Below are 21,937 nucleotides of genomic sequence, written 5' to 3' on the forward strand. Positions count from 1 at the left end.
GTGCCGTGAACGCCCAGCAGCCGTCTAGCGATGACAGGGATTTCTGGTGGCCGCGCCCGCACGAATCCGGTGGTCATAGCCGGGCGACGTCGGCCGGGTTGTCGAGGATCAGGTTGCGTGCCTGGAGCCATGCCCCTCGCAGGGGTCCCTCGCTGCCGTATTTGGCAAGAACAACTTCGGGGTTGAACTCCGGGACTATTTGCGCGCGGGCGCTGATGAGGTCTAGGACGTGGGGTTCGAGCCACGGGTATAACCGGGGCAGGGTTCCTCCCAGGACCACAAGATCGAGATCGGTGAAGTTGCTCATGGTCGCTATAGCTCCGGCCAACGCTGTTCCGGCATCTGTCAGCGCCGTGTGGGCACGCTCGTCGCCCGCCTCCAACTTGTCAATAAGCTCGGCGAGGGCATGCTCCTGGCCCAAGCCGGCGCCAAGCTTAATTCCAGCACCAGTCATAAGGGCGGGAAGGCGGAGGTAAAGGTCAAGGCAGCCACGCGCGCCGCACCCGCATACCGGTCCGTTCATGTTGACGGTGATGTGTCCGCATTCGCCTGCCATTCCGTGGGCTCCGCGGTACACCTCTCCGTCTACAACAATGCCGCCCGACACTCCATCCGCCTCCATGATGTATGCCATGGCGCGGGGCCGTCGATCATTGGGAGTGGCGTCATACTCGGCCAGGCTGCCCAGCCGACCGTAATTCATGAAGACAGGTGTGCAGGGGTGTTTCATGGCCTCGCTTAGCGGGCCATGCAAATCTGTTCGACTAAGGCCCAGGCCGAGCGCCGCGGCAATGGTCGAGTCTCCCGTGACGAGTGCGGGCAGGAGAATAACAGGATCGGTAATCCAGTCGTTGGGCACGGACACACCATGATCCATGGCAGCGTTGATCACCGCCGCCAGAACGCGGACAAGGTCCTGCGGTCGTCCGGGACCGATGCCGTGCTCCTCGCGGCGTTCCCACAAAACGGTACCGGCGAAGTCACGCACCTCTCCCACCACATCGTGAGACGAGAGTTGAACGGCGACAGTGCGGACGCGCTCCGGAGCCGTTTGCAGAAGCCGGCGGGGCCTGCCCCGCCCTCCCTGCGCCTGCCCGGTTTCGTGAACCAGACCTCTGGCCATGAGTTCCTCGACGACCGTCGTGACCGTCCCGCTGACAAGCTTTGTCGCGGCGCGGATCTCGCTTCTCGAACAAGGTTCAAGATCGGCAAGTGAGCGCAGCACGAGAGACATGTTGTGCCTTCGAACGTCTGCCGAGTCGGTTGGCGAAGTCATGGGCTCCATCTTGTGGCCAGCTTGCTACTCAGAGCAAACCCAATTACGTCAATGCTTGACTTAATTGTTTCATGCGACCTAGTGTTGTGCAACATATTCGCCGCCCTGTTCAGTGGCGACGGCACAACCCCTAGCGGCACTGCTGTGACGCTTGCGCGGCAGATTACTGCCCGCTGCGCTTCAATGAGGAGGCTTAATGTCCATCAACACCCATTCCAAGCGATTCAAGACGGCGCTTTTATCGGTGTCGTTGCTGCTGTCCGAGGCGGGGGCCGTTTCGGCCACCTTGCCCGAACTCGCCAAAGCGTTCCCCAGGGAAAGCCAGGCCTCCATTCAGAGCTTTATGACCATCGGCGCGGCCGCCATCATTGTCTGCACGCTCCTTGCCGGTGGACTCGCCGGAAAAATCGGCAAGCGAAGGCTTACCCTCATCGGAATAACACTCATCGCTGTCGCCGGGATGGGCCCACTCGTGTTCATCCCGATGGAAAATTTCGGTGCCCTGCTGCTCTCAAGGCTCGTCGTGGGCGCGGGCATGGGTCTGCTCCAACCGCTTAGTTCAAGTGTTATCGCCGACTTCTTCCATGGAAGGGACCGCGAGAACATGCTTGGTTGGCAGAGCTCAGCGGTAGGTGCAGGAAGTGTTGTATGGACGCTCATCGTAGGAGCGTTCATGCTCTGGGACTGGAAGGCGGCCTTCTTCGTCTACGCCTTTGGACTTGTCAGCCTGATCCTGGTCGCCCGTTACGTTCCGGAGCCCCCAAAGCACGCCCTTCCGGACGCCCCCGAAGCACCTCTGTCTAAGGCCCCGCGATGGTACCGCCTGTCAGGTGACGTTTGGATTGCCGCACTTCTCATGCTGGTCTTCAACATCGGTTTTCAGACGCTCTTCGTCGCCATGCCACTGGCCTTTGTCGCTGAGAAACACCTCATCGAGCCACCCGCAGTGTCTTTGATCATGACGTCCTTTGGGGTGGCCTCGGTTGCAGCGGGCATCGTCTTTGGGCTTAGCATGCGCCGGCTGGGCAACTGGACTGGTGCTGTGGCGGCTGCGACGGTCTCTCTTGCACTCATCGTTTGCGCGAACGCGTCCAGCGCACCGCTGGGGTATATTGCCGCGATCGTCGCCGGTCTCGGATTCGGCACCTTCATGCCCTTCTTCATTACGACGACCAACAATAGGGCGACGCCTGAAACCTCTGCCATGGCAACGGCCGTGTTGTTCACCGGAGCAGCCATAGGAACGGCGATAACGCCTTATTACTTCGAAGCGTTTGGATCGTTCATTGGCGACCGAAGCGCGACCGTTCACCTAATTGTCGGCGCTGTCACAGTCCTCGTTGTGGCTGTCCTCACCGGCATCCGGTACGGCGCAATGCGCCACACGGCTCACACTGAAAACAAGACCCTGGAGCAAGTATGATCCCTGTTTCTTCCCCTCCGATGTTTATCGAACCGCGAGACGTCGACTACGCCACTTTCCCCGCCAGCACCCTGACCAGCGGGGGCATGCGGGTCCTGAGCGCAGACCTGCAACCTGAGCACGGAACCGCCATCCTCGGAGTGGAGTACGCCCGCAAAGATGGGATTCCTCTGCATCTGCAGATCTTGCTCCCGCCAATGGACCGGGAGAGCACTGCCACCTTTCCCCTGGTCGTCTTCGTTCAGGGATCGGCTTGGTTTGAGCAGAACCTTGGACAAAGTCTGCCGCCGCTGGCGCACTTTGCCAGAAAGGGTTTTGTCGTGGCGATCGTTGAGTACCGGCCCTCCCCTGTCGCCACCTTCCCTGCCCAGATACGCGACACAGGAACGGCAATCCGATTCCTGAGACAGAACGCATCCGACTACCATGTAGACCCCACCCGCATTGTTCTCTGGGGTGACTCGTCAGGAGGCCACACGACAGTGCTGACATGCCTCACTGAGGGTGACCCATTCTTCAGCGACGAACCACTCGACCAAGGGCCACTCAACATCGGCTGCTTCATCGACTACTACGGCCCGACAGACATCTCACGCATGAATGAAGAGCCGTCCACTCAGAACCATATAGAGCCGGCCAGCCCCGAGGGCATGCTCATCGGAGGCCTCAACGTCCTGAAGCATCCGGACCTCGTCGCTCCGACAGTGGCCATGAACCACGTTTCCTCCACTCCCCGACGTCGGCCCCTTCTCATCGTTCACGGGGACAAGGACCGCCTTGTTCCTTTCGGACAGAGCGTACTCCTGCACGATGCGCTCCGGTCTGCGGGCCAGCCGGTTACTTTCTACCAGCTCAAGGGTGCTGATCACGGCGGTCCGGCGTTTTGGAAGGAAGAAATCCTCAGCCTTGTCGAGAACTTCATCCGCGTGAATATCTGAGCCTCCGGCAATTGGGACGGAGTCCTGCTCGGACAGACGAACGTTCGCTTTTGGATCGCGAGGGCTTACGGTTCCTCCGACATGCCTGGTGTTGCTTTCCAGCATCCGGAAAGCGCGATCGTTCTGGTGATCGCAGTCGGTGGGGGTACGGCCAGCCGTACCCCCACCGGCGTTGGAGTGCACGGAACAACAACTCTTTTGGAGAAGCACTTTCCCCGGTTTCCGCGACCCTAGGATCTGGCGCGTGGGTCGTACTTACCGCCAGCGTAGCTACCTCATGAGATCGGCCGACCGCATCACGGGCCATGCACAATCCGGTCCGGGCACACCCCGTGTCCCCTCCGCCTGACTGCGACGAGTGCCTGTTCAGGCGAAGGGGCATACCCCGGTCCTACGCCTGAAACGAAGAGATGGACTGTTTGGAGCGCTTGGGCACGAAAAGGGTTTCGGCCTGCTCCAACGACATTCCCCGGGTCTCGGGAACTTTGAGCTTAATAAATACATACGAAGCGGCCGCGAAGAGGGCATAGGTCGCGTACGTCATGGGCAGGGACATCTCGGCCATGATGGGGAAGAAGAGGGTGACAATGAAGTTCGCTATCCATTGTGCTGCGGCGGCAAAGCCCAGGGCCCGCGCGCGGATACGGGACGGGAAGATTTCCCCCAACAGCACCCATACAACCGGTCCCCAGGATGCGCCGAAGCTGATAACAAATATGTTGGATGCGATGAGCGCTACCGGAGCCCAGATGCCTGGCAAAGCAAGCTCGGACCCGGTTCCTGTGGCGAAGGAGAAGGCGAGGGCCATCGTCGTCAGGGAGGCGGTCATACCGATGGAGCCGGCCAGCAGGATAGGGCGGCGTCCAATCCTATCGACGAGCGCGATGGCGACTATCGTGACGAGGACGTTAACGACGGCTGTGGCAGCGGAGATCGTCAGGGAGTCCTGTTCGCGGAAGCCGACCGCTTTCCACAGGGTTGTCGAGTAGTAGAAGATGACGTTGATTCCGACGAACTGCTGTAGCACTGACAGGGCGATACCCACCCAGACGACGCCCTGGAGCCCGAAGGCCGGACCACTTAGTGATGCCGTGGCCTTGCCGGTCTTTTCGTGCTTCAGTCCATCCTGGATTTCGCGGACGTGCCGTTCGACGTCGTTTCCGACGCCGAGTCCCTGGAAGATCGTTTTCGCTTCCGCAATTTTGCCCTTCAGGACCAGGTAGCGCGGAGATTCGGGCAGGGTGTAGGCGATCCAGCCGTAGGCCAGGGCGGGGACGACTCCGGCGATGAACATCCACCGCCACGCCTCAAGGCCGATCCAGAGCGGCTGGTCCGCGCCTTGGGCGGTTCCGGCGAGCATGGCATCGGTGAGCAAGGCGGCGAAGATGCCTGTGGTGATGGCCAGTTGCTGAAGGGACGCCAACCGGCCTCGCATGTGTCGGGGCGATATTTCGGAGATATAGGCGGGGGCGATGACCGAGGCGATGCCGATCCCTAGTCCTCCGATGACCCTCCAGAAGGCCAGGTCCCACACATCGAAGGCCATGCCGGTCCCAAGGGAACTGACGATGAACAGCAGAGCCCCGAGTTTCATGGCCGGCAATCTGCCGTAACGGTCCGCGATTCGTCCCGCGGCGTAGGCGCCTCCAGCGCAGCCCAGAAGCGCGATGGCTACGATGAAGCCGGTGACGCCGCTGGTGAGCGTGAATTCGTCCTGCATGGCGTCCACTGCCCCGTTGACCACGGATGAGTCGAATCCGAACAGGAATCCGCCGACGGCGCTGGCTATGGAGAGCCAGATAACACGGGCTATAGCATTACTACCAACGTTCTCAGGCACCGGGCTGTACTCCCCCGGTTCCGCGCCCGTCCTCTTGGCGTGAAGTCAAGAGTTCCCGGACGGCGGCGGCGCCGGCATCCGAGCCGAAGTCTGAGCTGAGTCCGACCACACTTGTTCCTGCGTTGAGGTAGGTCGAGGCGGTTGCGACACGCATTCCGCCAGTCGCGATGAAGTTGACGTGCGGGAAGGGCCCCTTCATGGCTTTGATCCAGTCCGGTCCCAGCACGGAGGCTGGAAACGCCTTGACCCAACTGAGGCCAAGGGCGTGGGCACGGAGAATTTCCGAGGCGGTGGCGACACCGGGTAGGTGCGGCAGGCCGCGGTTGATGCTCTCATGAATGATTGCCTCGTCGAGGCCTGGGGAAACCGTGAAGGAGGCATTGGCCGCTGTGGCAGCTTCCAACTGTTCGATGCTGACAATAGTCCCTGCCCCGACAGCCACGCCGCGTTCGGCCGCAGCCCGGGTGACCGCTTCGAGTGTCGGGACTGCGGCCGGAGTCTCGATGGTTACCTCGACGTGCTGGACACCAGCGTCCCATGCCCTGGTGGCTGCGTTGACAGCGTCTTGGGGGGTAAGGCCCCTCAGCACGGCGATGATCGGGACGTGGAAGAAGCCGTTGTCGAACCACGACGTCGGCGATGTGTTTTGCAATGTGTTCTCTTTCGTGTGTGGTGCTGTCGGCAGCGGACTATCGTTCGCTGCTGACGTCAGCTCACTTTCGCGTGGTGCTGTTCTGTTTCGTAGGTGCGTGGTGCAGTGCCATGTCCGGGGCGGAAGTCGGCACGAGTGCCCAGGGTCCAGGCCGCGAAGGAGTGACCTAGGGCGAGCCGGTCTTTGGGCTCGTCGGCGCGCAACAGGCCGGCCAGATACCCGGCGGCAAAAGCATCTCCGGCCCCCACAGGTTCAATGACCTGTACCCGGTTTGCAGGTACCTGGACCTTGCGCTCCAGCTGATCGGGGCCTCGAAGGTATTCAACGGCTTCGGTGGAGGAGTCTTTGACGACCAGGTTCCGGGGTCCCGGCAGCAAGGCTGCTACTTCGTCGGTGGTTGCGCAGCCCCACAAAGTTTCTGCCTCATCGAGGCCCACCAGGACGACAGCGGCCTTGTTAGCCAGTTCGAGTAGGCGGGGGCCTGCTGAGTCGGTTCCCCAGAGTGCGGGCCGATAATTGACGTCGAAGGAAACCTTGTATCCGGCAGCGGGAGCCTGGGCGAGGAGGTAGTCCAGTAGGTCGGAGCAGCTTGCCGAGAGCGCCGGAGTGATTCCGCTGAGATGGACCCAGGTGGTCTGGTCCAGCGGCCAACTGGCTGCATCGTCCGGGGACATACGGGAAGCGGCCGATCCTTTCCGGTAGTAGAGCGTCTTCGCGCCGCGGCCGAGGTCCGGCTCCTTGAAATAGACCCCGGTGGGGGCGATGTCGTCGCTTATGACGGTGCTGACGTCCACGCCCCGGGCGGACAGCCCGTCGAGGATCCTACGGCCGAACGGATCCGTGCCGAGCCGGCTGGCCCACCCGATACGGTATCCGAACTCGGCCAAATGCCCGGCCACGTTGGACTCGGCTCCGCCGAACCCCAGGAGGCAGTATTCGGCTTCACTGAGCGATTCGGGCTTGTCCGGGGTGAGAACTGCCATGGTTTCACCGACGCACAGCAGGTCTAGGCTCATTTGACGGCTCCTGCTGTGAGACCGCCGACGAAGAACTTGCCCAGGACCAGGTAAAGGATCACGGTAGGCAAGGCCACGAGTACAGCGCCGGCCATCAGTTCGGAGTAGTCAACGGTGGTGGTGCCGATGAGGTTGTTCAGGGTCACGGTGGCCGGCCAGGCTGCCGGTGAGGCGAGGATGAACCCGAACAGGAAGTCGTTCCAGATGTTGGTGCATTGGAAGATGCCTGCGACGACGAAGCCGGGTGCCGACAGCGGGAGCATGACCCGGAAGTAGGTCTTCCAGATACCTGCACCGTCGATGGCAGCGGCCTCGATGATGGCGGTCGGAATGGCTTCGTAGTAGTTGCGGAAGATCAGGGTCGTGATGGGGATGCCATAGATGACGTGGACCACGATGAGCCCGACAATGGTGCCCTGCAGCTGAAGTATGTTCAGGAACTGGAACACCGGAATGATGACCGCCTGGAACGGGATGAACATGCCCACGAGAAGGACAGTGAACAACGCGTTCGATCCCCGGAAGGGGAACTTGGAAAGAACGTAACCGTTGATCGATCCCAGAAGGCAGGAGATCAACGCAGCGGGGATAGTGATTTGCAGCGAGTTGGCCAAGGAGCCGTGCAGTTTCGTCCACGCTCCCTTGAACGCATCCAGGCTGGGGGCGTCCGGGAAGGCCAGGAAGAAGTTCGGCGCTCCGGTGCTTCCGGAAAGGGCCGTCGTGATGATGACATAGACGGGAACCAGCATGCCGATCGTTGCCACGGTACATATCGCCAGGACCACCCAGCCGCCAAGCGACTTTGGCATGCTCCACGAACGGGGTTTCCGGGCCATGTTCGGGTTGCGTTTCCGGGCTTGGCGCTTGGGCTGGGCCGGCGATGCTTCGAGAGTTTCGATAGCCATTGTTATGCCTTTCGATCTTTCCGGTATCCACGGATGAGGTACGGAACGATCACCGCGAGGGTCAGCACGAGCAGGATGATGGCCATGGCTGAAGCTTTGTCGTACCGGCTGGTCAGGTAGTTGTAGATGTAGATGCCCGGGACATCGGTGACGAATCCGGGGCCAGAACCGGACATCGCGACCACGAGGTCAAAGATCTTGAGGGCTACGTGGAGCAGCAGCACGAAACAGGTGATGGTCGATGGCCACAGCTGTGGGAGCACGATGTGGCGCAGGCGCTGCCATGTGCTGGCACCGTCGACGCTTGCCGCTTCGAGGTGTTCCTCGGGGATGGAGGCCAACCCGGCGAGGTACATGGCCATGGCGAAACCGACCAGTTGCCAGGCGGCAGCGAAAATGATCGGCAGCAGCGCTACGGGGATACCGAACTGGACCTTGAGGAAGTCCGTCCCCGAAGGGTTGTTGAGTGCTCCAAGGATGGTGGTGTCGGTGGTCCAACCTGGCGGATTCTCGATGCCGATGCTGCGCAGGATCTCGTTGACGCCGGTCGATGGGGAGAAGATCCAGCGCCAAGCGACACCGGTAACGATGAACGACAATGCGTACGGCAGAAGGAAGACCGTGCGGAAGAGGCCCTTGCCGACCGATACGTGGTGGATGAAAAGGGCAGCGATGAGTCCGCCAACGATGGCCAGCACCAAGAAGATGATGGTGAAGACGATGACGTTGCGGATGTCCGCCTGGAACCGCTGTTCCTGAACGATTTCTGAGTACGTGGCCCCGAAAGGTTCACGCAGGCTCATGTTCGGGCTCGTACCGATCTTCCAGTTCGAGAGTGAGATGTAAACCGTGATGCCGATGAAGACGTAGACGAAGACGAAACTGACCAGCAGGCTGGGGGCAAAGATCCATGCTGCACGGCGTGAGGTCTTGATGTTGTGCGGTATTTGTTTCCTGGCTCGGGACCGGGGCTTGGCCTTCTGATCGGGTGCCGGCGGCAGGGCTGTTGAGGTTGTCATGGTGGGACTGTTCCTGTCCTGGGGTGTGGCTGCATTCCTGCAGCCACACCCCTTGCGACTTGGGTTTGCGGACCGCTGCTAGAGCTGGGTCTTCTGCGCCTGCGTCATGCTGGCGGTGAAGGCGTCGACGTTGCCACTGCCGTTGAAGGTTGAGACAGCGTCGGCGTAGGTCTGGGCGAATTCAGCAGTGGAGACCTGGCCGTGAGCCAAGGAGGAGACGATCTTTGCCTTGGCGAAGCTCTTGGCAGCTTCCTGCTGGTATTCGGACAGCTTGGAGATGTCCGCTGTTGTCATCGCCGGGATGGAGCCCTTCTTGGCTGCGAACTCGGTCTGGACCTTAGGGTCCATGAGGGTCTTCAGCCATGCGTTGGCGGCATCGGCGTGGGGGATGTTCTTGGCAGGGATGGAGAAGCCGTCGCCTACGTAGTCGAAGATGTCCTCGTTGCCGGGGAAGGTCACCCAGGCAAAATCAGTGCCGGGTTGCTTCTTGGCGTTGATCAGTTCACCGTATGCCCAGTCGCCCATAAGACTCACCGCGCATGTGCCGTCGGCCATCTTCTTCACGGCCTCATCCCAGGTGATGGCCGAGTGATCCTTGTTCGACAGGGAAAGAATCGTCTTGTAGTCCTCCAAGGCCTGCTTCACCTCAGGAGCGTCGAAGGAGTATTCGTTGGTGAACAGCTTCTTCCAGTTATCCGCACCCGTCCGCGACATGATGATCGACTCCAGCAACTCGGCTGACGCGAAGACATCCTTGTCGCCCAAGCACACCGGCGTCACGCCAGCTGCCTCCACCTTCTTTAATCCGGCGATCAGTTCATCCACATCGCCGGTGGCATTGATGGTTACACCAGCCTTTGAGAGGACGGCCGGATTGGTCCACAGCACGTTCCCCCTGTGAACGCCGATCGGAACGGTGTAGTACTTCCCATCTACTTGCTGAGCTTCGGCGACGTCCTTGGGAAGCTGGGATGCCCAGTTGTTCTGCGTCCAAAGTTCAGTGAGGTCTGCGACCTGACCTCCGTCGACATAACTCTTGAGCTGCCCGGCCGGGTGCAGCTGCCAGGCATCGGGAGGGCTACCTGCCTGCAGTCGTGCGGCAAGAGCCTGACGGGCGTTGGCGCCGCCACCACCGGAGACCGCCGCGTTGTCGACGGACAGGCCCGACTTCGATGCCTTTACCCCGTCGATAAGGACGTTGAGTGCTTCTGCTTCCGAGCCGGAGGTCCACCAAGATGTAATTTCCAGCTTGTCCGTGCCGCCACTGGTGGTTCCTGTCGGCTGATTGGCCGAACATCCAGTCACTGCGATGAGGCTGGCCGTAGCGGCTACAGCGAGTGAAATCGTGAGTTTGTTGGGTGCACGCATGACTACTCTCCTTTGGGTTGTCAGACACCGGATAAGCCCGGCAGAGCCTGCGTTGTGGTTCAGGTTACATAGTTAAGTAGATCGATGCAATAGATTTTTCCACAAAGTGCTCCCGTGAACTCATAGCCACCTCGAAACCTGCCGAACATCGGCCCTATTCCCAGTGATAGCAAGGAGAAGAGCGTTGTAGATTTCTTAGTAGAACGCTCTAGCAGTCACTTAGTTAACGTGGTAGAAATATTCCATCGACTCGAAAAGGAGGTGGAATGACATGAGCAAGGTCACGCTGGAGGACGTCAGCAGGGCAGCAGGAGTATCTCGATCTACCGCCTCACTGGTCCTGCGCGGAAATACCCGTATTCCCGAATCAACCGCGGACCGGGTCCGGCTGGCCATGGCCGAGCTGGGTTATGTCTACAACCGCCATGCGGCCAACATGCGCCGCCGCGAATCGATGACTCTCGGGTTGATCGTTACCGACATCCGCAACCCCTACTTCGCCGGGCTGACCATGAGCATTGAGGAAGCAGCACACCAGGCCGGTTATAACCTCTTTGTCGGCTATAGCCGGGACGACGTTGAACGTCAATATGTCCAGCTCGAAACCATGGTCCAGCAGCAAGTTGATGGAGTCTTCCTCCTGCCTGCCACGGGGTCAGAACTGAGCCCGGTGTGCGGGATAGTGGACCGTTCCGAAGTTCCCGTCCTGCAGCTTGCCCGCTACTTTTCCGATGAACTGGACTATGTCGGACCGGACAATCTTCTGGCCGGTCAGCAACTGGCGCAGCATCTGTCCTCCCTGGGTGTGGGATCCGCAGTATTGATAGGCGGGCCCGAACCTTCTTCGGCACGGGCAGAGCGCATCAAAGGTTTGGAGGCCGGATTCGCGGGCAGCGGTGTTTCTTTCGACCCGTCCGTTTCGGCGGCGACAACGAACAACGCTGCCGGCGGTTCGGAAGGCATCGCCGGGATCCTGGACCAAGGAATCTGGCCTGACTGCCTCATCGCCTACAGCGACGCCGTGGCTTTGGGTATCTACGCCGAACTTCGCAGGCGCAACCTTGAACCAGGACGGGATGTATCCGTAGCCAGCTTCGATGACATCACCATGGCCGAACTGCTGCTGCCGCCGCTTACCTCTGTCGCGACCTACCCGGAACGCATAGGTCGTGAAGCCGCCGAGCTGCTGCTGAAGCGGATCCGCGACCCTTCCATGGCGCCCCAACGCTCACATATATCCCCCGCGCTGAAAGTCCGCGCCTCTACCGCCCAATGGCGACCACGTCCCTAGGAGAAACACCATGTCAGCACTGAAATGGGGCCTTATCGGCGCCAGCGACATCGCCGCCACCCGCGTCATCGACGCGATCCGAAGCAGTGGTGGGCACGTCGAAGGGGTCGTCAGCGGTTCGGCCGGACGCGCGGACGATTTCGCAGCACAGCACGGGCTGCACTTCGCAACCACGGACCTGGACGAACTTCTCGGCTGGGACATCGATGCGGTGTACATCTCCTCCACCAACGACAAGCATTACGACCAGGCATGCAGGGCACTGCGAGCAGGGAAACACGTGTTGTGCGAAAAGCCGTTGGCCCTGGACCCCGCGGAGGCAGAAGCCATGGTCGCCCTCGCGGAGGAACTGGGTCTGGTCCTCGCCGCGAACCATCATCTTCCGGGCAGCCCGCTGCACGCCAAGGTCCGCGAGCTGGTGGCCGAAGGGGCCATCGGGGCCGTGCTCTCGGCAAAGGTCGCACACGCCGTGCTGCTCCCCCAGCGATTGCGGGGCTGGAGGCTGGGGCAGAGCACCCCTGGCAGTGGAGTCATCCTGGACATCACCTGCCACGACGCGTCCGTCCTGAATCCGCTTCTGGGAACACCGGTGGCGGTAGCGGCTGTAGCGGTCCAGCAGGCCGATTGGAACACAGGCGGTCAGGCAGACGCGGCCATGACGGTCATCCGGTACGAACAGAAGGACCGGCCTCCCGTCCTGGCCCAGACCCACGACTCCTTCACCGTCGGTTTCGCTGACACCTCATTGGAAGTCCATGGCACCGCCGGAACCATCAGGGTCATCGACGCCATGACCCAGGACACCAAAGGCCAAGTGCTGTTGACCACTGAAGCGGGCACCCGCGACATTGACGTTGACTGCACCGATGACCTGTACGTGATCGGGCTTCGGGCCTTCGCCGCGGCCACCGAAGGCACCGGCGCCCCCACGGCATCGGGCCGGGATGGGCTGATGGCACTCAAAGTCGCCATCGCTGCCCAAGAATCGGCCATGACCGGACTCACCGTCCCCATCAACTAACCCTAGAAAGACACCCCCATGCAGAAGGTACAGCTCCTTACGACCCGCGAAGCAGCGGACCTCATCAACGACGACGACGTCATCACCGTCAGTTCATCCAGCGCCTTGGGCTGCCCGGATAGTGTCCTGGCCGGCATCGGGCAGCGGTTCACGGAGACCTCACACCCGGTCAATCTCACCTCCGTCCACCCCATCGCCGCCGGGGACATGTACGGTGTGAAGGGCATCGACCATATCGCCCGTCCGGGCCTGCTGCGTAAGGTGATTGCCGGGTCCTACCCATCCGGGCCTTCTAGCGCAGAACCGCCTTTGATCTGGCAGATGATCGAACGCGAAGAAGTCGAAGCCTACAACTTCCCGTCCGGCGTCATCTACCAGATGCACCGTACCGCCGCCGCACGGCAGCCCGGCGTCTTCACTCAGGTCGGCATCGATACCTTCATCGACCCCCGCCTCCAAGGTGGACGGATGAACACCACAACACCGGCCGCCCATGTGGAAACAGCGACCGTCTCCGGCCAGGAATGGCTCTTCTTTCCCTCGGTCATCCCGAACGTCGCTATTATCCGGGCCACGACCGCGGATGAATACGGCAACCTCACTTTCGAAGACGAAGGATCGCCTTTGGGGGCACTGGATCTGGCCTACGCCGCCCACAACACCGGCGGGGTTGTCATCGCACAGGTCAAGCGTCTGGCCGAAGCCGGAAGCCTCCACCCCCAGCACGTCAAGGTTCCCGGGATCCTGGTCGACGCGGTGGTCATCGCCGAAGACCAGCTGCAAACGACCCTGACCCAAAACGATCCAGCGATCTCCGGTCAACTGCGCAAACCGTTGAGCTCGCTGCCCCACGTAGCTTTCTCTCTGGAAAAAATCACCGCACGCCGGGCCGCCCAAGAGCTCAAAGCCGGTGAAATCGTTAACCTTGGCTTCGGTGTTTCTGCTCTGGTCCCGCACATCCTGGTCGAAGAAAACCAAGGACGCGAAGTCAGCTGGGTCATTGAGCAAGGCGCCGTCGGCGGCATCCCGCTGCTGGACTTCGCCTTCGGTTGCGCGCAGAACCCTGACGCGATCATGCCCAGCATCGATCAGTTCACTTTGCTCCAAGGCGGAGGATTCAACCGGTCCCTGCTCTCCTTCCTGGAGATCGACCGCCACGGAAACGTCAACGTCCACCACCTGCCCCGGAAACGTCACGTCACCGCCGGCGTCGGAGGGTTCGCCGACATCACCTCCTCGGCCCCCGAAATCATCTTCATGGGCGCCTTCACCGCCGGTCGCCGCGACATCGACGCAGGTCCGAACGGCCTGCACATCCGGTCCGACGGCCCGTTCACGAAATTGGTCAATGACGTCTCGGCCGTCACTTTCTCCGGCCCGCGGGCCCTGGCCCGTGGACAGAAGGTCAAGTACATCACCGAACGAGCGGTACTGGAATTGACGGCACAGGGCCTTGTGGTCACCGAGATCGCCCCCGGGATCGACCTTCAAAAGGACGTTCTGGACCGCAGCGAATTCCCGCTGATCGTCGCAGATGAACTCCGCACCATGGACCTTGCCCTCTTTGGCGAGACCCCGGCCGGTATCCATCTTTCGCCGCTGCCGCTTCATGAGCGGGTTGAACAGCGCGCTTCTTCCCTAGCCGTGCGCTGACGCCGGCCCTAAACGCTGAAAGGACCTTCCGCCATGCGAAGCTTCCGCATTCTCACACCGTACGAAACCGAACTCGCCGATGCCCTGTTCGAGGCTATGTTCCCATCAGACGGCCAGAGCCCCGACGTCCGCGAAGCCGGTGTCACCGATTACCTTGACCTGACGTTGGAGGGCTACGGTCGCAAAGACCTCCCGAAATACCAGTGGCTTTTCGGCGCCCTGGACCGGTACGCCGAAAACAAGCACGGCGGGAACTTCGCCTCCCTCAGCCTGGACGAACGCACCGACATGCTGGCCCTGCTGGAACAAGGCGAACTCAGCGACCAGCTGCCCGTGCAGGAACAGCGCGATCTTTTCGGACTGGTCATCGCCCACACTCAGGAAGGTCTATTCGCCGACCCGGCCCATGGCGGCAATAAGGACGCCGTGGGATGGCAGTTCCTGCAGCACCCCGGCGTGTGGCTGGAGAACACTGCCGAGGAAAACCTCAGCACCGAACACGTCACCAAGAACGGGGTCATCAAGACCCTGGCTGATGCGATGCAGGAAATCCCCCGCGACGCCGAAGGCCACAAGCTCAAGCAGCTCGGCTACGAAAACGCGGTAAACCCGCGGATGACCGACGAAGTCGACGTGCTACTGGTCGGCGTCGGCGCCATGGGCGGGCTTAGCGCTCAGATCTTCGCCGAAGCCGGTCTCAGTGTTGTCGGCCTCGAAGCCGGGCCATTCCGGCCGCTGGACGAATTCCTTCCCGACGAACTGGAGCACGCCTACTATACCCGCGGCGGCCTGGGCCCAAAATTCCAACAGGAAACCCCGCGCTGGCGTGAAAATGCCGACCAGGAAGAGAGCCGCGAGGCCACCTTCTCCTTGGGCCGAATGGTCAACGGTGTCGGTGGATCCGCAGGTCACTACGGCTCATGGCTGCGTCGCTTCCACCCCTGGCAGTTCGCACCTAAGAGCCATTACGAGGAGCTTTACGGAGCCGGCGCCCTGCCCGAAGACTGCACCCTCGCCGACTGGCCCGTCACTTATGAGGACCTGGAACCCTTCTACACCAAGCTCGAGCACCTGATCGGCATTGCAGGGGATGAATCCAACCCCTTCGTCAAACGCAGCAAGCCGCTGCCGCTGCCCCCCACCAGGCCTTTCACTCTGGGAAACAAGTTCACCGAAGCCACCAAGGCCGCCGGGCTGCATCCCCACCCTGTCCCTGTCGGATTCACCACCGAGTCATACAACAACCGGCCCGCCACCGGCTACAGCGCATGGAACAACGGACTCGGATCGTTCCGCGGAGACCGCTGGCACCCGGGACTTGGCCCCGTACCGGCAGCGATCGGCACCGGCAACTTCGAACTGCGCACACATTCCCGTGTCACCCGCATCATCATGGACGACGCCGGCGCCGCGCGCGGAGTCGAATGGGTTGACCCGCTGGGCAGGGTCCGCCGGCAGTACGCCAAGGCCGTAATCCTCTCCGCCTACACTTACGAAAACCTGCGCCTGATGTACCTCTCCGCCGATGCCCGGCACGAGAATGGACTGGGTAACAACACCGGGCAACTTGGCCTGCACTACATGACCAAAATGTTCGGGCACGTGGACGCCATGTTCCCCGGCACCGAGTTCAACCGGCACACCGGTCCCGCAGCGCAAGGCGTGGTCCTTGACGACTTCCTGTCCCCCGACTTCCGATCCTTGGACCACGGGTTCATCGGCGGTGCCACCCTCGGTGCCGAGCAGCAGGCCCTTCCCCTGCAAATCGCCCGCGAAACCCTACCCGAGGACGTCCCCCGCTGGGGCGCTCCATACAGGGACCACCTCAGGCTGTGGTCGCAGCAGGGCGTCATCCGAATCCAGCCCGATGCCCTCCCTTACGCCTCGCACCGTCTGGAAATCGACCCACGTCACCGGGACTCCTCGGGGTTGGGCATGCCCTTGGTCCGCGTCACCTACCGCCTGCGGGAGAACGAACGCCGGCTGGCGTCCTGGATGGCAGACAAGGCTACCGGGCTGCTGAAAGACATGGGCGCCACCAAAACGTGGCAGGGACCATACTTCACCGGTGTCGGTTCCAGCCATGACCTCGGCGGGGCACGGTTCGGACACGACCCCGCAGGCACTGTGTTGGATGAACACCTGGCCGTGCACGACACCCCCAATCTGTACATGTACTCCGGTGCGGCATTCCCTTCCTGCCCCGGCATTAACCCAACCCTGACCATCTGGGCAGTCGTCATGCGCGCCGCCGAACACCTGGCCCACGAACTCGGCGGCAAGCGAAAGGACCAGTCATGACCACCGGTACAGCACCATCCACGGACCTGAACCTCGGACAGGTCACCGTCGACTACTCACCCGACGGGCACACAGCCACGATCCTGATCGACCGTGCCGCCAAACTGAATGCCCTGACACTGCAGCTGTTGGAGGACCTGGCCACGGCCGTCCGAGGGATCTCGGCCTCTACCGCCCGGGTGGTCATCGTCCGAACCGCAGGCGACAAGGTCTTCTGCGTCGGGGCCGACATCAACCACTTCGCGGATCTGTCCGCGGCCGGTATGTGGCGGGACTGGATCGCCACCGGACACCGCGCTTTCGATGAACTCGCAGGCCTGCGCCAGCCCAGCATTGCCGTTCTCGACGGTCTCGCCTTCGGCGGCGGCCTGGAACTGGCTCTCGCCTGTGACTTCCGTGTCATCGCCACTGAAGCACGGATCGCGTTGCCCGAAACCGGTCTGGGCACGGTCCCCGGCTGGGGAGGCACCGAACGCGCCACCGAACTCATTGGTCGGGCCAGGGCCAAGGAACTGGTGCTGACGCGGCGCCAGCTCAGCGGTGAGGAGGCCCTCGCCTGGGGTCTGGTAACCGCGGCTGCACCGAAAGCCGAACTCGAAGAGATCCTCGCCCGTCTGGCCGGCGAACTCCTGGCCGGGGCGCCCCTGGCCGTCCAATTGGGAAAACAGCTGATCGACGCCGCAGCCGACGGCGCCCCGTCCAGGGTCCTCGAAGCGTTGGCCGGCGGCCTCGCCGCCGCGACCGACGACCTGGCAGAGGGCGTGGCAGCCTTCCGCGACAAGCGCACCGCGCAATTCAACGACAACTAAGAATCACCACGTACTAAGGACACCAGAAAATGGAAACCAAGAACTACACCCTCTCGGACGTGGAGCTCACCTACCGCCCGATGATCATCAACGGCGAAGACGCCCCGGCCAGCAACGGGGAGACATTCACCCGTCTCAGCCCCGCCCATGAAGTCGAAGTCACCTCCTTCCCCAAGGGCACCCAGGAAGACGTCGACCGTGCCGTGGTTGCAGCCCGTCATGCCCTGGACAAGGGCTGGCGGCAGTCCACCGGGTCCCAGCGTTCCAAACTGCTCATGAAAGTTGCCGAGCTTATCCGACGGGACGCCGAAGCGCTGTCCCTCGCCGAAACCCTCGAAACCGGCAAACCCATCACCCAGTCACGCAACGAGGTCGCCGGCACCGCGGAACTCTGGGAGTACGCGGCCAGCCTTGCCCGCAACACCCAGGGTGATGCCCACAACGCCCTCGGACCGGACACGTTGGCGCTGGTCGTCCATGAACCCATCGGCGTCATCGGCATGATCACCCCGTGGAACTTCCCGCTGCTGATCATCAGCCAGAAACTGCCCTTTGCCTTGGCAGCAGGCAACACCGCCGTGATCAAGCCCAGCGAAAGCACCTCGGCGACCACCGTCATGCTGGGCCAGCTCATCCGTGAGGCCGGGTTCCCTGGAGGCGTGGTCAACATCGTGACCGGCAACCGTGTCGTCGGTGCCGCCATCGCCGAACACCCCGGGATCGACATGATCAGCTTCACCGGCTCCACCGGGGTCGGCAAAGGCATCGCCGCTGCCGCCGGACGCGACCTGAAAAAGGTTGAACTGGAACTGGGCGGAAAGAACCCACAGATCATCACGGCGAAGGCGGACTTCACAGCGGCAGTCGATGCAGGCGTTTTCGGCGGCTACTTCAATGTCGGGCAGTGCTGCAACTCCGGTAGCCGGCTGATTGTGCACCGCTCCATCGCCGATGAGTTCGCGGCTGCCGTCGTCGAACGCGCCCAGCACATGCGAGTCGGTGACCCGCTCAAGGCCGACACCTTGGTCGGTTCCCTCGTCAACGACGCACAGCTCGCCGTCGTCGAACGTTACGTCGCCGAAGGCCGCGAAGCCGGCGCCCACCTGTTGACCGGTGGTGGCCGGCTCGAAAACGGGATGGACGGCGGTCGGTTCTATCAGCCGACAGTCTTTACCGATGTGACCGCGCAGATGTCCATCGCCACCGACGAAATTTTCGGCCCGGTCCTGTCCGTCCTGCCGTACGACACCCTCGAAGAGGCCATCAGCATCGCCAACTCCACCTCCTTCGGCCTGTCCGCAGGAATCTGGAGCAACGACATCAACGAAGCCCTGACCGCCGCACGCGACTTGCGCGCCGGAACGGTCTGGGTCAACCGGTGGATGGACGGCTACCCCGAAGTTCCGTTTGGCGGCTACGGCCAAAGCGGCATCGGCCGCGAACTCGGACGCCAGGCTCTGGCCGAATTCAGCGAACTGAAAACCATCCAGCTCCAGGTAGGTCCCCGCGAAACCCGGTGGGTAGACGCCCCCGACGCAGCCCGCGCCTGAACGACCTGACCCCGGACCTTTCGAAGGAATTAACAATGACTGCCACCGCAACATCCACCCCGGCACTGGCCCCGGCCGTCCTGCCTGCCATCCTCCCGCTGACGCTGCCCGCCGGTTACGAAGTCCCCGCCGACTTCGCCGTCACGGCCGCCAAGGCCTGGAAGACCGCCTCAGCGAAACTGGGCGCCCTGACCACCAAACATCCGGACCGCTTCCCGCTGTACACCGAAGAAGGCAAGTGGGTTGTCGACGGCGAAGCATGGACGAACTGGTGTGAAGGCTTCCTCGGAGGCCAACTGTGGATGCTCTCCCGTCGTGCCGACGAAGCCGACCAGGACCGCTTCCGCAACGCCGCCGAGCACTACTCCGAACTGATCGAAGAACGCAAGAGCGACGATACCGTTCACGACCTCGGGTTCCTGTTCTGGTCCACCTACCGGCGCTGGTTCGAAGCCACCGGTGACCCCGCCAAGCGCGACGTCGTCGTCGAAGCCGGACGGACGACGGCGAGCCGCTACCGCGAAGCAGGTAAATACATGCCCAGCTTCCGGCAGCCGGACAGCCTCTTCATCGACATCATGATGAACATCCACATGGCGCTCTACGCAGCCCAGCAGACCGGCGACCAGGACATGGCCAGCAAAGCCGTGGACCACTGCCTGACTACCCGCCGTTTCCTCATGCGCGGTGACGGATCCGCCTCCCACGAGGGCATGTTCGACCTCGAAACCGGCGCCTTCCTGAAACAGACCACCCAGCAGGGATACTCCGACGACGGCTCCTGGGCACGCGGTCAGGCCTGGGCCCTTTATGGGTTCGGAACCGTGTACCGCTTCACGGGAGATCTCCGCTTCCTCGAAACCGCGGTCGCTGCCGCTGACTTCTACATCGAGAAGACCGGAGACCGTCTCGTGCCGCCCAACGACTGGGACGAACCCGCCCCCGTGCGCCCCTACGAGACCTCAGCTGCGGCCGCCGCCGCTGGCGGCATCTGGCAGCTTGCCGGTCTCATCCAGGACCGCGTGAAGGCCCGCCTCTACGCCGACTACGCCGTCAACATTCTCCGCAGGCTGACCGAGGACGAGTTCCTGGCAAGCCCTGATGAGGAATGGGAAGGCGTGCTCAAGCACGGCAGCTACCACGAAGGCAAAGACTTGGGCGTTGACGAGTCTGTTATGTGGGGCGACTACTGGTTCCTGGACACCATCGACCAGATCCAGCAGCACGCCGAGGCCCGAAGGGGTGCGTGAGTGCCGTGGCACATCCCTCCATCGACGAAACCCCCAGCCCGGAGGTCACCGATGCGACCGCGGTGCCTGATGAGATAATCCGCGCCGACATTGCCATCATCGGGTCGGGTATGGGCGGCGGCACCATGGCCTATGCCTTGAAGGATTCCGGAGCCAGGATCGTAGTCATCGAACGCGGACACCGGCTGCCCGCCGAGCCCGAAAACTCGGACCTCGATGAGGTGTACCTCAAAGGGCGCTACAAGAACGCGGATACCTGGTACAACGGCAGAACTGGGCAACCATTCAAGCCCGGCGTCTACTACTGGGTGGGCGGCAACACGAAAGTGTATGGAGCCTGCTTACCGCGTTTTAGGGCCAGCGATTTCGAAGAGACCCGGCACGCAGACGGTGTTTCGCCGGCATGGCCGTTCAGCTACGCCGATCTCGAACCTTATTACACCCGGGCAGAGGAACTGTTCAAGGTCCGCGGACAAGTCGGGGAAGACCCCACCGAACCCTTCCACTCAAAGGCCTACCCGTATCCTGCACTGGATCACGAACCGGTCATTGAGGACCTCGCCGGCGCCCTGCGCAAGCAGGGGCTGCACCCGTTCAGGATGTCCAACGGCCTGGACGCGGATACGCCGGAGAAGCGGGCCCTGTGCGCCACCAGCGACGGGGCACCCAATGAAGCCGGTTTGAAGTCCGATGCCGAAAGGATCGCCGTCGACCCAGCGTTGGACAGTGGCAACGTCACGTTGATGACGGACAGCAAAGTCACCAGGCTGATCACCGCTGATGACGGACGCACGGTAATCGCCGCGCTGGTCGAGCGGAACGACCAAGTGGTGCGCATCGAGGCGGAGAAGTTCATCCTTGCCGCCGGAGCCGTGAATTCTGCTGCCCTCTTGCTTCAGTCGGCCACTACCGAACACCCCCGGGGGCTGGCTAACTCCTCGGGACTGGTCGGGCGGAACTACATGGTCCACAACAGCACCTTCTTCATCGGGATCAACCCGTTCAAGGTCAATAGGACGATGTGGCAAAAAACACTGGGCCTCAACGACTGGTATGAATCCGGCCCCACCACCCCTTACCCGTTGGGGAATTTGCAGATGCTGGGCAAGCTGCGGGCAAGCATGCTCAAGATGGCCCGCAGTTGGGCACCGAATCCAATTCTGAAGCTGATGTCTGATCGCAGCATCGACATCTACCTCACCACGGAGGACCTTCCGCGCCGGCAAAACGGGGTCAGCGTCGTCAACGGACAGATCCACGTTTGGTGGGAGCCCAATAACCTTGAACCCCACAAGGAACTGGTTCGTCGGGTCAGCAGGGCGGTGCGGAGGGCCGGGTATCCGGTGATATTCACCGAACGGATGGGCATCGAAACCAACTCGCACCAGTGTGGAACCGCCGTGGCCGGGCAAGACCCCAAGACCAGCGTCCTAAACCCGGACTGCCGCGCCCACGACCTGGACAATCTTTGGGTCGTGGACAGCTCTTTCTTCCCGTCCTCGGCAGCGTTGAACCCTGCTCTGACCATTGCCGCCAATTCGTTGCGAGTGGCTGAGAAGATTCTGGCCAGCGGCGGTGACCCGCAATCTCTGCCCTTCGAGCGGCGGGGAGAACTTCGGTAGGCA

General features: G+C 62.0%; 17 protein-coding genes. 10 read left to right on the forward strand and 7 right to left on the reverse strand.

Annotated elements, in window-relative coordinates; all coding sequences use genetic code 11:
* Nucleotides 1-73: 73 nt before the first annotated feature.
* Nucleotides 74-1,276, reverse strand: a complete 1,203-nt coding sequence (locus AC1RJY_RS18425; RefSeq protein WP_498602956.1) for an ROK family transcriptional regulator — start codon at nt 1,274-1,276, stop codon at nt 74-76.
* Between the two features lie 196 nt (nt 1,277-1,472).
* On the opposite strand from AC1RJY_RS18425, the gene AC1RJY_RS18430 reads away from it, so the two are divergent.
* Together AC1RJY_RS18430 and AC1RJY_RS18435 are read left to right on the forward strand one after the other, a co-directional pair.
* Nucleotides 1,473-2,699, forward strand: a complete 1,227-nt coding sequence (locus AC1RJY_RS18430; protein ID WP_498602957.1) for an MFS transporter — start codon at nt 1,473-1,475, stop codon at nt 2,697-2,699.
* Nucleotides 2,696-3,637 carry an alpha/beta hydrolase fold domain-containing protein gene (locus AC1RJY_RS18435; protein WP_498602958.1) on the forward strand — a complete coding sequence of 314 codons (942 nt, stop codon included), beginning with the start codon at nt 2,696-2,698 and terminating at the stop codon, nt 3,635-3,637. The genes AC1RJY_RS18430 and AC1RJY_RS18435 overlap by 4 nt, the downstream gene beginning before the upstream one ends.
* 391 nt (nt 3,638-4,028) lie before the next feature.
* On the opposite strand, the gene AC1RJY_RS18440 is transcribed toward AC1RJY_RS18435, so the two are convergent.
* The 6 genes from AC1RJY_RS18440 to AC1RJY_RS18465 form a co-directional block, all read right to left on the reverse strand.
* A complete protein-coding gene (locus AC1RJY_RS18440; RefSeq protein WP_498602959.1) occupies nt 4,029-5,477 on the reverse strand; it encodes a sugar porter family MFS transporter in 1,449 nt (482 codons plus the stop codon).
* Nucleotides 5,470-6,129, reverse strand: a complete 660-nt coding sequence (locus AC1RJY_RS18445) for a bifunctional 4-hydroxy-2-oxoglutarate aldolase/2-dehydro-3-deoxy-phosphogluconate aldolase (protein WP_404594514.1) — start codon at nt 6,127-6,129, stop codon at nt 5,470-5,472. The genes AC1RJY_RS18440 and AC1RJY_RS18445 overlap by 8 nt, the downstream gene beginning before the upstream one ends.
* Nucleotides 6,130-6,185: 56 nt before the next feature.
* Complete coding sequence (locus AC1RJY_RS18450) at nt 6,186-7,145, reverse strand: sugar kinase (protein ID WP_498602960.1); 960 nt, start codon at nt 7,143-7,145, stop codon at nt 6,186-6,188.
* A complete protein-coding gene (locus AC1RJY_RS18455; protein WP_404594516.1) occupies nt 7,142-8,050 on the reverse strand; it encodes a carbohydrate ABC transporter permease in 909 nt (302 codons plus the stop codon). Before AC1RJY_RS18455 ends, AC1RJY_RS18450 begins: the two co-directional genes overlap by 4 nt.
* A gap of 2 nt (nt 8,051-8,052) precedes the next feature.
* A complete protein-coding gene (locus AC1RJY_RS18460; protein ID WP_498602961.1) occupies nt 8,053-9,069 on the reverse strand; it encodes a carbohydrate ABC transporter permease in 1,017 nt (338 codons plus the stop codon).
* 78 nt (nt 9,070-9,147) lie between these two features.
* Nucleotides 9,148-10,437 carry an ABC transporter substrate-binding protein gene (locus AC1RJY_RS18465; RefSeq protein WP_498602962.1) on the reverse strand — a complete coding sequence of 430 codons (1,290 nt, stop codon included), beginning with the start codon at nt 10,435-10,437 and terminating at the stop codon, nt 9,148-9,150.
* Nucleotides 10,438-10,708: 271 nt separating this feature from the next.
* Here AC1RJY_RS18465 and AC1RJY_RS18470 point away from each other — a divergent pair, with 271 nt between their 5' ends.
* The 8 genes from AC1RJY_RS18470 to AC1RJY_RS18505 are packed head-to-tail and all read left to right on the forward strand — an operon-like array spanning nt 10,709 to nt 21,934.
* Nucleotides 10,709-11,728, forward strand: coding sequence for a LacI family DNA-binding transcriptional regulator (locus AC1RJY_RS18470; protein WP_498602963.1), 1,020 nt, complete (start codon nt 10,709-10,711; stop codon nt 11,726-11,728).
* 10 nt (nt 11,729-11,738) lie between these two features.
* Nucleotides 11,739-12,749 carry a Gfo/Idh/MocA family protein gene (locus tag AC1RJY_RS18475; RefSeq protein WP_498602964.1) on the forward strand — a complete coding sequence of 337 codons (1,011 nt, stop codon included), beginning with the start codon at nt 11,739-11,741 and terminating at the stop codon, nt 12,747-12,749.
* An 18-nt stretch (nt 12,750-12,767) separates the two neighbouring features.
* Nucleotides 12,768-14,402, forward strand: coding sequence for an acyl CoA:acetate/3-ketoacid CoA transferase (locus AC1RJY_RS18480; protein WP_498602965.1), 1,635 nt, complete (start codon nt 12,768-12,770; stop codon nt 14,400-14,402).
* A 33-nt stretch (nt 14,403-14,435) separates the two neighbouring features.
* A complete protein-coding gene (locus AC1RJY_RS18485; RefSeq protein WP_498602966.1) occupies nt 14,436-16,703 on the forward strand; it encodes a gluconate 2-dehydrogenase subunit 3 family protein in 2,268 nt (755 codons plus the stop codon).
* A complete protein-coding gene (locus AC1RJY_RS18490; protein ID WP_404594522.1) occupies nt 16,700-17,512 on the forward strand; it encodes an enoyl-CoA hydratase/isomerase family protein in 813 nt (270 codons plus the stop codon). The genes AC1RJY_RS18485 and AC1RJY_RS18490 overlap by 4 nt, the downstream gene beginning before the upstream one ends.
* A gap of 29 nt (nt 17,513-17,541) precedes the next feature.
* Nucleotides 17,542-19,062, forward strand: a complete 1,521-nt coding sequence (locus tag AC1RJY_RS18495; protein WP_498602967.1) for an aldehyde dehydrogenase family protein — start codon at nt 17,542-17,544, stop codon at nt 19,060-19,062.
* A gap of 35 nt (nt 19,063-19,097) precedes the next feature.
* Entirely contained in the window at nt 19,098-20,312 is a 1,215-nt protein-coding gene (locus tag AC1RJY_RS18500; RefSeq protein ID WP_498602968.1) for a glycoside hydrolase family 88 protein, read from the forward strand.
* On the forward strand, nt 20,309-21,934 hold the full coding sequence (locus AC1RJY_RS18505; RefSeq protein WP_498602969.1) for a GMC oxidoreductase: 1,626 nt from the start codon (nt 20,309-20,311) through the stop codon (nt 21,932-21,934). The genes AC1RJY_RS18500 and AC1RJY_RS18505 overlap by 4 nt, the downstream gene beginning before the upstream one ends.
* Nucleotides 21,935-21,937 lie beyond the last annotated feature (3 nt).

This window comes from Arthrobacter sp. GW822-FHT05G07 (genome assembly GCF_058799755.1).